The 13,696-nt window shown below is 75.0% G+C and carries 8 protein-coding genes and 3 tRNA genes; 3 read left to right on the forward strand and 8 right to left on the reverse strand.

Going from position 1 to position 13,696, the window contains the following annotated elements:
- Nucleotides 1–583: endo alpha-1,4 polygalactosaminidase (locus tag ACFV1W_RS17710; protein WP_380417514.1), on the forward strand; the 583-nt coding region annotated here is incomplete at its 5' end.
- Nucleotides 584–637: 54 nt separating this feature from the next.
- Here the strand turns inward: ACFV1W_RS17710 and ACFV1W_RS17715 are convergent.
- Nucleotides 638–838, reverse strand: coding sequence for a hypothetical protein (locus tag ACFV1W_RS17715; protein ID WP_380417516.1), 201 nt, complete (start codon nucleotides 836–838; stop codon nucleotides 638–640).
- Nucleotides 839–992: 154 nt separating this feature from the next.
- Between ACFV1W_RS17715 and ACFV1W_RS17720 the strand changes: the two genes are divergently transcribed.
- Nucleotides 993–1,949 carry an aldo/keto reductase gene (locus ACFV1W_RS17720; protein ID WP_380417518.1) on the forward strand — a complete coding sequence of 319 codons (957 nt, stop codon included), beginning with the start codon at nucleotides 993–995 and terminating at the stop codon, nucleotides 1,947–1,949.
- 57 nt (nucleotides 1,950–2,006) lie between these two features.
- Here the strand turns inward: ACFV1W_RS17720 and ACFV1W_RS17725 are convergent, their stop codons facing one another.
- The 6 genes from ACFV1W_RS17725 to ACFV1W_RS17750 form a co-directional block, all read right to left on the reverse strand.
- Entirely contained in the window at nucleotides 2,007–2,996 is a 990-nt protein-coding gene (locus ACFV1W_RS17725) for a C40 family peptidase (RefSeq protein WP_380417520.1), read from the reverse strand.
- Complete coding sequence (locus tag ACFV1W_RS17730) at nucleotides 2,993–4,267, reverse strand: SPFH domain-containing protein (RefSeq protein ID WP_380417522.1); 1,275 nt, start codon at nucleotides 4,265–4,267, stop codon at nucleotides 2,993–2,995. Before ACFV1W_RS17730 ends, ACFV1W_RS17725 begins: the two co-directional genes overlap by 4 nt.
- Nucleotides 4,268–4,462: 195 nt before the next feature.
- Nucleotides 4,463–7,255, reverse strand: coding sequence for an Ig-like domain-containing protein (locus tag ACFV1W_RS17735; protein WP_380417524.1), 2,793 nt, complete (start codon nucleotides 7,253–7,255; stop codon nucleotides 4,463–4,465).
- A gap of 490 nt (nucleotides 7,256–7,745) precedes the next feature.
- Nucleotides 7,746–7,821 (reverse strand) — tRNA-Arg (locus ACFV1W_RS17740).
- Nucleotides 7,822–7,852: 31 nt separating this feature from the next.
- Nucleotides 7,853–7,928: transfer RNA gene (locus ACFV1W_RS17745), tRNA-Arg, on the reverse strand.
- Between the two features lie 164 nt (nucleotides 7,929–8,092).
- Nucleotides 8,093–8,183 (reverse strand) — tRNA-Ser (locus ACFV1W_RS17750).
- A gap of 178 nt (nucleotides 8,184–8,361) precedes the next feature.
- On the opposite strand from ACFV1W_RS17750, the gene ACFV1W_RS17755 reads away from it, so the two are divergent.
- Nucleotides 8,362–11,817, forward strand: a complete 3,456-nt coding sequence (locus ACFV1W_RS17755; RefSeq protein WP_380417526.1) for a PAS domain-containing protein — start codon at nucleotides 8,362–8,364, stop codon at nucleotides 11,815–11,817.
- Nucleotides 11,818–11,891: 74 nt separating this feature from the next.
- On the opposite strand, the gene ACFV1W_RS17760 is transcribed toward ACFV1W_RS17755, so the two are convergent.
- A complete protein-coding gene (locus tag ACFV1W_RS17760; RefSeq protein WP_380417528.1) occupies nucleotides 11,892–13,553 on the reverse strand; it encodes a long-chain fatty acid--CoA ligase in 1,662 nt (553 codons plus the stop codon).
- Nucleotides 13,554–13,696 lie beyond the last annotated feature (143 nt).

Here is a 13,696-nt window from a genome sequence, read left to right on the forward strand (position 1 = left end):
GGTTGGTTGTCGGTGGATCCGGCGGGCCGGCCTGCGGCGGGCTGGGCGGGTGGGCTCCTGGGAGGACTTCCGCCCCGACTCCGCCGCCTTCGCCAAGGCCCTGCAGGGCTCGGACACCGGCTGGAAGGGCGAGAAGTGGTTCGACATCCGCAAGCTCGACCAGCTGAAGCCCCTGATGGCGTCCCGCTTCGACATGTGCAAGAGCAAGGGCTTCGACGCCATCGAGCCGGACACCATCGAGGCCTACAACCAGAACAGCGGCTTCCCGCTGACACCTGACGACCAGCTCGCCTACAACCGCATGCTGGCGAAGCTCGCGCACGACCGCGGCATGGCCATCGGCCTGAAGAACGACCTGGACCAGATCCCCGCGCTGCTGCCGGACTTCGACTTCGCGGTCAACGAGGAGTGCTCGCAGTTCGACGAGTGCGACCGGGTCTCGCCCTTCATCAAGGCGGGCAAGGCGGTCTTCCACGTCGAGTACAAGCTCGACGCGGACCAGTTCTGCGCCAAGACCAAGGCGCTGGGCTTCAGTTCGATGCAGAAGAAGCTCGACCTCAACGCCTGGCGCAAGCCCTGCTGAGGACGGGCTCCACCGTCGCGCGGGTGGCTCGGACCGGAGCCACCCGCGCGAGGGTCACTTGACCGCCAGCCAGACGACGGCGCCCAGGACGACCAGGGCGACGACGGCGACCAGCGCGATCACGCCGGTGCGACTGCCGCTCTTGCTGCTGCCGTAGGTGGAGACGGAACCCGGTGCCTGACGCGCCGGGCTCTCGTCGACGAACGCCCGGAACATCTGGGTGCTACCGGCGGGGTCGTAGTCGTTGTCAGCCATGGCACGGACTCTAACGAATCCGCCCACCTCAGGCACACCCCGGACCCCTCCCCCGGCCCACGGACCACCCGGGCGTGCGACGGCGGTACGACGGGATCGTGAAATCCCCGTGACCGACGGAATGCGCTGCCGCGCAGGCGGGTTGACTGCGGTCATGACCACCGGAAACCCCAGCCGGGTCCGCCTCGGCACCTCCGACCTGTCCGTCCACCCGCTCTCCCTCGGCGGCAACGTCTTCGGCTGGACCGCGGACGAACAGCAGTCCTTCGCCGTGCTCGACGCCTACGCGGCGGCCGGCGGCAACTTCGTCGACACCGCCGACTTCTACTCCGCCTGGGCCCCCGGCAACACCGGCGGCGAGTCCGAGACGGTCATCGGCGACTGGCTGCGCAGCCGCGGCAACCGCGGCGACATCGTGATCGCCACCAAGGTCGGTCTGCACCCCGAGGCGAGCGGCCTGGGCGCGGCCACCATCAAGGCCGCCGCCGAGGCCTCGCTGCGCCGCCTGGGCGTGGACCACATCGACCTGTACTACACCCACCGGGACGACGACACCCCGGTCGAGGAGTTCGTGACCGCCTTGGACGAGCTGGTCCGCGCGGGCAAGGTCCGGGCGGTCGCCGCCTCCAACATCTCCGCCGAGCGGCTCGCCGAGGCACTGGCCTTCGCCGAGCGCGAGGGCCTGGCCAAGTACGTCGCGGTCCAGCCGCACTACAACCTGGTGTCCCGCGGCACCTTCGAGGGCCCGCTGGCCGAGGTGGTCGCCGAGCACGGCCTCGCCACCGTGCCGTACTACGCGCTAGCCTCCGGCTTCCTGACCGGCAAGTACCGCCCGGGCGGCACCGGCGTCGAGAGCGCCCGCGCCGAGGGCGCCGCCCGCTACCTGGCCGAACCGCGCGGACCCAGGGTCCTGGACGCGCTGGACTCGGTCGCCGCCGACCACGGCGTCGAGCCCGCGAGCGTCGCCCTGGCCTGGCTCACCGCCCGCCCCACGGTCGCCGCCCCGATCGCCAGCGCCCGCACCGTCGACCAGCTGCCCCCGCTGCTCGCCGGCGCGGCGCTGAAGCTCACCCCGGAGCAGACCGCGCTGCTGGACGAGGCCTCCGCCTGAGCGCACGACCGGGCCCCCGACAGCACACCGCTGTCGGGGGCCCGGCGTGCTCCGCGGCTACGGCCGCCCGAAGTGGGTCGGGTAGTGGCCCGGGCTGAGCGTCGATATCCGTACGGTCCTGCCCGGCCGCGGCGCCTCCACGAACGTGCCGCCGCCCAGGTACATCCCCACGTGGTGGATTCCCGAGGCCCGGCCGCTGTCCGACCAGAACACCAGGTCACCGCGGCGCAGCTGCCCCGCGCTGATCGGCGTGGTCGCCGCGTACTGGTCGTCGGCCACCCTCGGCAGGCTGATCCCGCTGCGCCGGTAGGCCTGCTGGACCAGCCCGGAGCAGTCGTAGCCGGACGGGCCGTCGCCGCCCCAGACGTACGGCTTGCCCAGCTGGGCGAGCGCGTAGTCGACGGCCGCCTCCGTGCTCCGGGAGGACGCCGTGCCGCCCGAGGACGACCCGTGGTCCGGCCGCTCGGCGGCCTGGTCGGAGCCTCCGCCGGACCGGCCGGTGCGGCTGAGGTAGACGTCGTAGTGGCTGGTCCAGCGCCACTCACCGGCGCCGTTCTCGAACCAGTACTTCGAACCGTCCCAGCCCTGGCGCAGGCCCCAGGAGGAGGCCGAGCCGTTCGACACCGGCTCGGCACCGGAGCCGCTGGAACCGCCGGAGCCGCCGGACCGGCCGGTGCGGCCGAGGTAGACGTCGTAGCGGCTGGTCCAGCGCCACTCACCGGCGCCGTTCTCGAACCAGTACTTCGAACCGTCCCAGCCCTGCTTGCCGGCCGCGGCCTGCGCGGAGCCGGCCCCGGCCGTCAGGCCGACCACGCCGGCGCCCGCCAGCACGGTGGTGGCCAGGCAGGTACTTCGCACGGCCCGGCGTATTCGGCTTCCCCCACCCGCCGCGGCGGCCCGGACCGTGCGCGGCCGGGCGGCGCAGTTCGGACAGCCGCAGCCCGTGATCGCGGGGATGCTGCCGAGGCGCTCCTCGAAGCCGATCAGACCGGAGTCGGCGTCGAGACCGGTGTCGGGTTCGGCGTACGCGCCGGTGGCTATCCTCATGCGGGTCGTCCTTCCTTCCGCCCGGCCCGGGCGGCCGGGGGCGGTACCGAGGCGGCCACTCCGGCCGGGGCGACGAAGGCGACCAGCAGCTGCTCCATCAGCGCGCTGCGGGCGGCCTCGTCCAGTTCGTGCGCGGTCGCGCGCTCCAGTCGGCGGACGGCCAGCGCCGCCGCCTCCACCGCGTCGTCGACCAGCACGGTCCGCAGGCCCGCGTCGAGGTCGGCCAGCCGGCGGCGGCGCATCGACTCCGCCACCTCGGGCGCGTAGTCCAGCGCCAGCGGCTGCACCGAGTAGACCTCCAGGCCCGCCGGGGCGGCTTCGGCGGCCAGCGCCCGGGTCATCTCGTCGGCGAACCACTGGCCGTCGCGCAGCGCGGGGCCGGGAGCCGAGTTGCTGTCGCACGGCAGCGTGGACGCGGTGCGGGTGAGCACCGCCTGGACCTGCTCGCGCAGGTAGCCCTCGTGGTCGGCGATCGCCAGCAGCGCCCGCGCGGTGTCCTTGACCCGCCAGACGATCAGCAGCCGGACGACGATCGGCGTTCCGGTGCGGTCCACCACCTTGACCGGCTCGCTGCGCCAGTGCCGCAGCCGCACGTCGACCCGGCGGCGGCGCAGCAACGGGTTGACCCAGACCAGCCCGGTCCTGCGCACCGTGCCCCGGTAGCGGCCCCAGCGGGTCAGCACCCGGGTCTCGCCGCCCGCGTTGGCCAGCAGGCCGGCCAGCGCGAAGACCACCAGCAGGCCGGCCGCGCCGACCGCGGCGACCGCCGGGGCGTCCACCGAGGCCCGGCCGCCGTCCCGCTCGGCGGCGTCGCGGAGGTCGGGCAGCACGTCCCAGTGCGGGATGACGCCGGTGCGCAGCAGCACGTACCCGGCCCCGGCCAGGCCGAGCAGTACGACCAACAGGGCGACCCAGCCGGGCACGGCGGTCGCGGTGTGCTCGCGGACCGCCTGGTCCGCCCGCGGAGGGCGGCGCGAGGTGGCGGCGGCAGGGGCACCCGCCTGGCCGATCCCGGGGAGTTCGACGGTCTCCTGGGCGGCCGTCTCCAGCGGGTCCCGCAGGTCCCGCGGGTCGGCGGGGCGGGCGGGGGACGGACCGGGGACGACGGCCACCGGGGCGGTCGCCGGGGCGCCGTCGGCCGGGCCGGCCGGCTTGACGGTCGGGACCTTGGCCAGCGGGCCGGCGCCGGAGGCGGAACGTTCCGGCAGAGCCGACGGGAACGGCCTGGGCAGCTTGTCGGGTCGCTGCGAAGAATCGCGGGTGACGTCCATGCACGGATCCTCTGGGTCTGGTGTGTCGCGCAACGGGCGGCCCGGATCTGACGGGCAGTGCCGAAGCCAGGCTAAGTTCATACGTCATCAAATGCGACATTTGAGCCAAGGTGTGTCGACATTTCCTGACGTATCGTCCTAAGCCGACCTGACGCGCAGACACATGAGCGGATGGTCGGAACGGTTCGGCGCGGGTCAGCGCCGTCGGGCACCGGATCCACGGGCGAACACCCGCCGGGTGATCAGCCCGATTCCGGCGAGCACCAGCAGCACCCCGGCGAGCAGGCCGTGCCAACGGGCCTCCCGGGGCCTCCCGGCCGCCACCCCCTCGACCGGCGGCGCGGGCACTGGTGGGGCGGTGGCGCGATCGGCCCCGGACCCGCCCTGGTCAGCGGCCGTAGCGGCCGACGGGAGCCCCGCCGCGACGACCGCCGAGGGCTCGACCGCCCGGCCCGGACGGCCGTCCTGCGGGGCGGGGGCAGCGCCGGAGGAACCGGCGTCGGAGGAGGCGCCCGTGGACGGAACGGCACCACGCGGCGCCGGAGCCGAGCCGGTCGGGGCGATCGAGCCGGTCGTCGTCCCCCCGGCGGGGGTCTCGGGCACGAGCGGCCTCACCGGGGGGACGACGACCGGCAGCAGCCCCGGCGGAACGGGCGGGACCTCCGGGGCGGCGGTCGGGCCGGCGGGCTTCGGCGAGGACGCCACCGGCGTCGTCCCTCCACTCTGCGTGGCACCCGCCCCAACCGCCGCCGTGGAAGCGGCCGTTGACGGGGACGGCGCGACCGAACCGGGCGACGCCGGAACCGGCGCACTCGGGTCGGCCGCCGCCGGGGTCGGCGCCGCGGCTGCCACCCTCACCCGCACCGGGTCCGCCGAACCCCCGTTCCCCGCCCGGTCGGTCGCCGTGACGGTCAGCCACTGCTCCCCGTCCGGCAGGTCCCGGTTGGCGGTGCAGCTCCAGCTCCCGTCCAGTGCCGACGTCACGCCGCACAGCACCGTACGGCTCCCCGGCCCGGAACCCGCGCCCGCGCTCGAAGCGGCCGTGACCAGCACGTTCGCCGCCGGTTCGGCCCGCCCGGCGAGCTTCGGCCGGCTCACCCGCAGCACCTCCCCCGCAGCCGGTGAGCCGAGCACCGGCCTGTCCGGCGGCACGGTGTCCACCACCAGTGCCACCGGCTGCCCCGCCGCCCGGTTCCCCGCCGCGTCGACCGCGACCGGGGTGAGCCGGTGGCTGCCGTCCGCCAGGTTCTCGACCGGCAGGCAGGACCACGCGCCGTCCGGCCGGACGGAACCGCTGCACAGGTCGGAGGAGGTCGCCCGGTCGGTGACCGAGACGATGCTGCCCGCCTCACCGGTGCCGGTGAGCCGCAGCCCGGGGTCGTTGGTGTAGGCGGGGAGGGTGAGCGCGGGCGCGGTCGGCGGCGTGGTCTTCACGGCGACCCCGACCGCCTCGCCGCGCAGCACCACGCCCCCGCTGGTGGTCTCCACCGGGGCGAGTCGGTTCGCCCCGGCGGCGAGCGCGTCGGCGGGGCGACAGGACCAGTCGCCGCCGAGTTCGACTCCGGCCCTGCACAGCGTGGCGTCGCCCTCCCGGACCTCCACCGAGGCGCCCGGGACCGCGCCCTCGCCGCGGATCCGCGGACGGGCGTCGGCCAGCACGGTGCCGTCGACCGGCTCGGCGATCTCGGGCCGCGCCGCACCGACGGTGAGCCTGATCCGCTGGTCGGATACCTGCCCCGAATCGGCGAAGCCGCCGGAGGGGACGAGCTGGACGGTGTCGCGGCCGATCCGCAGCCGGGCCCAGGTCTCGCCGGACACGGCGCCGGGCGGCACGGTCCACTCCAGGGTCGCGGTGTCGGCTCCGGCCGGGATCTCGGTCTGCACCCGGTCGGCCGGCTCGAACCGGCCGTTGTGGTCGAAGTCGATCCAGCCGGCCAGGGTCGCGGGCCGGCCACCCACCGCGACCGGGACGGTGAGCCGGTAGTAGTGGCCGATCGCGGCCCGGTCCGGGAAGCCGATCGACGGGTCGGCGCCCTGGTACTCGCCGCGGCCGGGCTGGAGCCCGGACGGCGGCGGGCTGCCGGCGGGGCTCGTGAAGGGGTTGCCGCGCCGCACGGCGCCATGGTCGGGCTCGATCACCGGCCCGCCGTCCGCGGAGCCCCCGGGCCGGGGCCGGTCCCGGCGGGCCGGGGTGATGGCGCCGGTGCCCAGGAAGAGGTCGGAGACCACGTGCGAGGCGTTGCCGTAGGACCGCGGCGCGGTGCCGAGGTCCTCGTCCACGGTGACGGTGAAGGCCTGACGCAGCACGGGCGGGGCGGTGGTGCTCCCGTCCCGGGCGGTGGAGCGCTGCTCGACCCGGAACACCGCGGTGTGGACGGTGCCGGTGAGCTCCAGGGTGCCCTCGGCCGCGGAGCCGGGCGCTCCGTCGGAGGAGCCGTCGCTCCCCCGGGGGGCGAGGGAGCCGGCGTCGACCGTCCAGCCGGGCCAGTCGGTGCGGCGGGTCAGGGCGGGGGCCGCGGGCGAGCCGCCGGTGAGGACGAGCCGGGCCGCGGTGCTGGTGGTGCCGGGTTTGCCGGCGGCCACGGCGGCCAGACCGCTGAGATGCAGCCGGGGGTTGCGGACCGGCTGGGAGAAATCGAGCCGGAGGGTTCCCGCGGTGTGCCAGGAACCGTCCGCCTGCGGACGGTCGGGGGTGATCCGGAAGGCCTGGGCCGCGTCGCCGGGGCGCTTTCCGTCCGCGTACACCGGCGCGGAACGCCCCCGGCCGGAACGGTCGGCCAGTCGGCCAGGCTCGGCGCTGACACCCGTACCCGGCGCGGCCGTGAAGTCGAGCTGGACGGTGAGGCGGGAGGGCAGCACCGCCCGGTGCTCCCCCGACCAGGCGTCAGGGGACTGGCGGGCGACCGAGAGCGGGGCGTTCCAACCGGTCAGCGCCCCGACCGTGAGGACGGCCAGGGCGGTTGCTGTGCGGGGAAACCGTCGGCTCATCCGGCTCTCCTTCACTGTCGGCTGCCGGAGTGGCGGGCAGTCCGGGCACAAGATCCGACAAAACGGAAGCACGACCCCGGACCGGTCGTCCCGCGACACCTGTGGTTCCGGCCGCGCCCCACCCGTTCGGCAGCCCCGGGCCGCAGGACGGGACGCCCCGGAGCGGCCGTTTTCCGTCCATCGGTCGGCAGGGGACGGAACCCGAACGACCGGGCCACCCGAACGAACGAGAGCCGGGAGTTCCGGCCGGTCCGGCGGACACCGCGTCCGGCGCGACCGGGGGGCGGACCGAGGCGCTGCTGGAGCAGCTCACCGCCGACCGGCCCGGACCGGCTTCCGGGCCCGGCCCGTGGACCGGTTCCTGGACCGGTTCCCGGACCGGCGGAACGTGCCCCGGATCAACCGCACCGACCTGGGGTGACCCGCGTCACGAGAGCTCCGTCGCCGGGAAAACGGAGAAGCCCCCGGCCGATGGCCGAGGGCTTCTCGCTGGTGCGCTCAGCAGGATTCGAACCTGCAACCTCTTGATCCGTAGTCAAGTGCTCTATCCGTTGAGCTATGAGCGCAAGGAACGGGCGAACCCGATCTTGCGGAGTTTGGTGCGCTCAGCAGGATTCGAACCTGCAACCTCTTGATCCGTAGTCAAGTGCTCTATCCGTTGAGCTATGAGCGCTCGCCCTGGTGAACGTTGTCCTCGGGGCGTTGCGGGGACAACATTACATGACCTGCGACGTAGGACGAAATCGATTGATCCGGCCCCTCCGGGCCGGCCGGTGATCACGCCCCGGACATGCAGAGGAGCCCCGCCGACAAGATCGTCGACGGGGCTCCCGGCTGCGGAGGCTGAGGGATTTGAACCCTCGATCAGGAATAACCCCGAAACCGCATTAGCAGTGCGGCGCCATAGACCGGACTAGGCGAAGCCTCCCCACATGGACCGCACCCGCGCGAAGCGGACCCGTTCCGTGTGTCAGCGATGATGCCACAACCGTGGGGCTCGGCACCAACCACCGCCAACGTTACTAGGCGGGTCGTCCCCACCGCAAAGAAGAATGAGATACTGCCGACTCCGGAGGAGCTGCCCTGAGCCGAGGAGACCTGTCGACGTGAGCAGCAGGCCGATCCGAGGCGCTGCTCGCCTCGACGCCATACTCGACGCCCTGCCCGACGCGTTGCTGCTGGTGAACAGCAACGGCACCGTCGTGGACGCCAACAGCGCGGCGGTCCAGGCGCTGCAGGCGCCGGGCACCTCGCTGGTCGGCATGGGCGTGCTCGGCCTGCTGCCCGAGTTCGACCCCAGCCGCATCCCCGGGTCGATGCGCCCGGCCACCCGCGACGGCGACGCCCTCGACCGCCCGGTCCGGATGACCGCCCACCGCACCGACGGCACGACCTTCCCGGTCGAGGTCTCCGGCAACGACTTCGCCACCGACGGCGGCGGCGACGGCTACGGGCGCTCCCCGTACGACCCGTACCGCGACGGCCCCCGCGCCTCCTCGTCCTCCGACCTGCTCCTGCTGCTGGTCCGCGACCTCTCCGGGCGGCTCGGCGTCGAGGCCGAGCTGCGCCGCCAGCACAAGCAGACCGAGATGATCCTGCGGGCCGCCGCCGAGGGCGTGCTCGGCGTGGACCTCGAAGGCCGCTGCGTGCTGGTCAACCCGGCCGCCGCGCACATCCTGGAGTACCGGGCGAGCGAGCTGGGCGGGCGCGAGCTGCACCCGCTGATCCAGCACTCCCGGGCCGACGGCACCCCGCTGGCGCTGGAGGAGTCCGCGCTGCTGGACACCCTGACCTCCGGGCGCAAGCACCGGGTGCGCGGCACCGTGCTCTGGCGCAAGGACGGCCGCCCGGTCACCGTCGACCTCACCACCGCCCCGGTCCGGGACGGCGACCAGCTGGTCGGCGCGGTGATGACCTTCACCGACCGCAGCCGCGAACTCGCCCTGATCGCCCGCAACGAGCACCTCACCGCCGTCCTGGAGAGCGAGCTCGGCGGCGCGCTGAGCGCGCTGAACCAGCGGCTGGACCGGCTCGCCGACGACCCGGCCGGCCAGCTCTGGCCGGAGGCCAACTGGACCCTGCGCCGGCTCGCCGACGAGTGCCGCCGGTTCGGGAAGCTGATCGACGGGGTCCTCGAACACCAGCGCTCCGAGGCGGGCGAGAGCGGACCGGCCGAGGGCAGGGACGCGAAGGACGGCAAGGACGGCAAGGACGGGCGCAAGGCCGTACAGCGGGTGCCGGTCGGCCTGGACGAGGTGGTCCGCCGGGCCGTCGAGGAAGCCGGCGAGCTGGTCGGCCCCGGCCGGGTGCGCTTCTCGGTGCACGCCGCCGCGGTCGAGGTGATCGCCGACGAGCGGCGGCTCGCCCAGGCGCTGGCCCACCTGGTCGCCGACGTCAGCGGCACCGGCCTCACGCTGGACCCGCCCGCCGTCCCCTCCCCCGGACTGGCCGTCCCCGGACTGACCGCGCCCGGGCTGGGCAACCCGCCCGCCCCGGCCGTGCCCGCCGAACCGCCGACCGTCGTCCTGGCCGCCGCCCAGCGCGGCGAGGTCGCCCGGGTCGAGATCCGCGGCCCCGGCATCGGCGGCAGCCCCGTCCATCTGCCGATAGCCCGCGCGGTGGTCGAGCGCCACGGTGGCGTGCTCCAGCCGCACGAGCTGCCCGGCAAGGCCGGGACCACGTACGTGGTCGAGCTGCCGTTGGACCCGGTCGCCGCGAAGGCCGCCGCCGAGCGCGCGTCCGCCGAGGGCCGCTCCGACCGGCCCAAGGAGAGCGACAGCGCCGTCCTTCCCGAGCTGCCGGGCATCCCCCAGCTGCCCAGCAGCGGCGACGCCGCCGGCGACGGCGGGAGCACTCCGGCCGCCCCCGGCGCCCCGACCGGAGCGGGCGGAGCGGGCGGCCCGGGCGAGGAGCGGGAGCGGCCCGCCCATGGCCCGGAAGCCGACCAGGCACCCGCCGAGGAGCCCCCGGCCGAGCGCCGCGGACGCCGCGGCCGCCCCGCCGCCGAGACCCCGGCCCCCGAGGCCGCCACCTCCCCGGCCGACCCGGCCGACCAGTGGCCGAACGCCCCCGCCCGGGTCGAGCGGGCCGTCCCCGAGCAGTGGAACGGCACCGGGAACGATCCCGCGTACGGCCGCCGAGGCCTGGCCACCCCTCAGGCGCCGCAGAGCGACCCGTGGGGCAAGGACGACGGCCGCTCCGGCCCCGCCTACGCCGTGCCCGTCGAGGGCGGGCGCCCGCAGCAGGACCGTCCCGCCGCCCGGGAGCCGCTCGCGCTCGGCCCCGCACCCGCCGACGCCACCGCCCAGCCGGGCCAATCCGCCGCCGAGGACGGCGCCGAGGCCAAGCCGCGCCGACGCCGCGCCCTGCCCCCGGCCGAGGACTCCTCGGGCGGCTTCGCGCTGCCCGGCGTCGGCGACGCCCCCGTGTACCCCGGCCTGGAGCACTCCCTGCCCGCCGGTCCGGCACCCGTTCCGGCCGAGCCGGTCGCCGCACCGACCGGCCGCCGCCGGCGGCTCTCCGTACCCCCGGGGCCCGCCGCGGACGCCCCGGCCGGAGCCCCCGCCCCGCAGCCCGGCGGCGCGCTGGAGCCCGCCCGGCCCGTGCTGCCCGCCGCCGAGGAGCAGGCCGGCCCGCGCCCGGTCGGCAGCGGACTGGCCGAACTCGCCCCGCCGCGCCCGGTCGTCGCCCCCGTCGGCACCCCGCCGGTGCCCGCCCTCCCGGCACAGCCGCCCGCGCCGGCCGCGCCCCGTCCGATGGCCGAACTGCCGGCCGCCGGGGGCGACCGCCCGGACGCCGAGCGGCCGCAGTCCGTGTCCGGCGAGCTGGCCAACACCCGCCGGCTGCTGGTCTGGCCCGAGCCCGACCCGGCCACCGGCCAGGCCCTCCAGTCGCGCGGCTACCTCCCGGTGATCGTCCGCTCCCGCGAGGAGGTGGACGCCCAGGTGGCCGGCTTCCCGGCGGCGCTCTTCGTCGACCCGCTGACCAGCCCGATCACCCGGACCGCACTGCAGTCGCTGCGCACCGCGGCGCTCAACAGCCGGATCCCGGTGCTGGTCACCGCCGGCCTCGGCCAGGCCACCCGGGACGCCGCGTACGGCGCCGACCCGGCCGTGCTGCTGCGCGCCCTCGCCCCGCGCGACGGCGAGCACCACGCCCCGCGGGTGCTGCTGGTCGAGGGCGACCCGGACATCGCCGCCGCCATGATCAGCAGCCTGGAGCGGCGCGGCATGCACGTCGAGCACGCGGTCGACGAGAACGACGCGGTCGCCCGGGCCAGCAGCGTCCAGCCCAACCTGGTGGTGATGGACCTGTTCCAGATCCGCCGCCGCCGGGTCGGGCTGCTGGACTGGCTGCGCGCCAACGACCGGCTGCACCGCACCCCGCTCGTGGTCTACACCTCGGTGGACCTCGACCCGCGCGAGCTGCCCCGGCTGCGCACCGGCGAGACCGTGCTGTTCCTCGCCGAGCGCTCGACCAGTGAGGACGTCCAGTCCCGGATCGTCGACCTGCTGGGCCGGATCGGCGCGATGGGCGAGGCGGGCGTCGCCGCCGCGGGCTGAGCCCGGACGTGCCGGAGGGCCGGCCCCCGTTCCGCACGGTGGCCGGCCCTCCTGCCGTCCTACTCCCTGCTGTCCTACTCCCTGCCGAGCGTGACGACGTCCAGCTCGTCGGCCGCGTAGCCGGCCCGGATCACCTTCTTGTCGAACTTGCCGACCGAGGTCTTCGGGACGGACTCGACGATCGCCCAGCGCTCCGGCAGCTGCCAGGAGGCGATCCGCTCGGCCAGGAAGGCCCGCAGCTCCCGCAGCCCGGCGGTCGCGCCCGGGCGCAGCACGACGGTGGCCAGCGGACGCTCGCCCCACTTCTCGTCCGGGACGGCGACCACGGCGGCCTCGGCCACCTCGGGGTGGCCCATCAGGGCGTTCTCCAGCTCGACGGAGGATATCCACTCCCCGCCCGACTTGATGACGTCCTTGGCCCGGTCGGTGAGGGTCAGGTAGCCGTCGGCGGTGATGGTGCCGACGTCGCCGGTGCGCAGCCAGCCGTCCTCGGAGAACTTGTCGTCCGGGCGGACCGGGTCCTGCCCGGCGCCGCCGTAGTAGGCCCCGGCGATCCACGGGCCGCGCACCTCCAACTCGCCGGCCGCGACGCCGTCGTGCGGCATCCGCTCGCCGCCCGGGCCGATCAGCCGGGCCTCGACCGAGGCCGGGAAGAGGCCCTGGGTGATCCGGTACGGCCACTCCTCCTCGGGGGTGAGGCCGCCCGGCGGCTGGGCGAAGGAGCCGAGCGGGGAGGTCTCGGTCATGCCCCAGGCGTGCAGCACCCGGATGCCGTGGCGCTCGTCGTAGGCCTTCATCAGCGAGGGCGGACAGGCGCTGCCGCCGATGACCACCATGCGCAGGCTGGAGGTGTCGTAGTCGCCGGCGTCCAGCTCGTCCAGCAGGCCGCTCCAGATGGTCGGGACGGCGGCGCTGACGGTGGGGCGGACGGCGGCGATCATCTCCGCCATCGGCTTGGGCTGGAGGAAACGATCCGGCATGAGCAGGTTGGCGCCGGACATGAAGGCCGCGTGGGGGATGCCCCAGGCGTTCACGTGGAACATCGGGACCACCGGCAGGGCGGTGTCGCGCGGGGTGAAGGCGAAGTTGTCGCCGGTGTTGACCTGCATGCAGTGCAGGTAGATCGAACGGTGGCTGTAGAGCACGCCCTTGGGATCGCCGGTGGTGCCGGAGGTGTAGCAGAGCACGGCGGCCTGGCGCTCGTCGATGTCGCGCTGCCACGGGTACTCGGTGGGCCGGTCGGCGATCAGCTCCTCGTAGTCGTGCACGCCGCCCGCGAAGCCGGCCAGCAGCGAACGGTCGCCGGGGCCGGCCACCACGATGTGCTTCAGGGTGGGTGCGAGGTCCGGCAGCACGGCGGCGAGCAGCGGCAGGACGGTGCCGTTGACGATGACCACGCGGTCGGCGGCGTGGTTGACGATGAAGGACAGCTGCTGGGCGGGCAGCCGCAGGTTCAGGGTGTGCAGCACGGCCCCCATCGAGGGCACGGCGAGGTAGGCCTCCAGGTGGGAGTCGTTGTTCCACATCAGGGTCGCCACCCGGTCGTCCCCCGCCACCCCGAGCTCGTCGCGCAGGGCGTGGGCGAGCTGCGCGGCGCGGGCGCCCACCTCGGCGTAGGTCCGCACGACCGGCCCGGTGGCGTCCCAGGTGGTGACGGTCGACCGGGCGTGGACCGTGGACCCGTGCTCCAGGATCCGGGCGACGGTGAGCGGTACGTCCTGCATCGTGCTGAACACGGGTCCTCCTCGACCTGGCGGCACTGGTGGCTCCAACGGCACACCTACCGGGCGGTAATGCCGCGGACGTGCCCGATTGTGCCGTTTCCGTCCACCCGCTGTCAGCATCCCGGACCCGTTGCACGGATCACGCATTCGCCCCG

Source organism: Kitasatospora sp. NPDC059648 (genome assembly GCF_042734825.1).
In the GTDB taxonomy this organism is placed as follows: domain Bacteria; phylum Actinomycetota; class Actinomycetes; order Streptomycetales; family Streptomycetaceae; genus Kitasatospora.

What these genes read in the sequence shown, in the direction of transcription:
- ACFV1W_RS17715 (WP_380417516.1), bottom strand. Translation starts at nt 838, where the DNA reads ATGGCTGACAACGACTACGACCCCGCCGGTAGCACCCAGATGTTCCGG.
- ACFV1W_RS17720 (WP_380417518.1), top strand. Translation starts at nt 993, where the DNA reads ATGACCACCGGAAACCCCAGCCGGGTCCGCCTCGGCACCTCCGACCTG.
- ACFV1W_RS17725 (WP_380417520.1), bottom strand. Translation starts at nt 2,996, where the DNA reads ATGAGGATAGCCACCGGCGCGTACGCCGAACCCGACACCGGTCTCGAC.
- ACFV1W_RS17730 (WP_380417522.1), bottom strand. Translation starts at nt 4,267, where the DNA reads ATGGACGTCACCCGCGATTCTTCGCAGCGACCCGACAAGCTGCCCAGG.
- ACFV1W_RS17735 (WP_380417524.1), bottom strand. Translation starts at nt 7,255, where the DNA reads ATGAGCCGACGGTTTCCCCGCACAGCAACCGCCCTGGCCGTCCTCACG.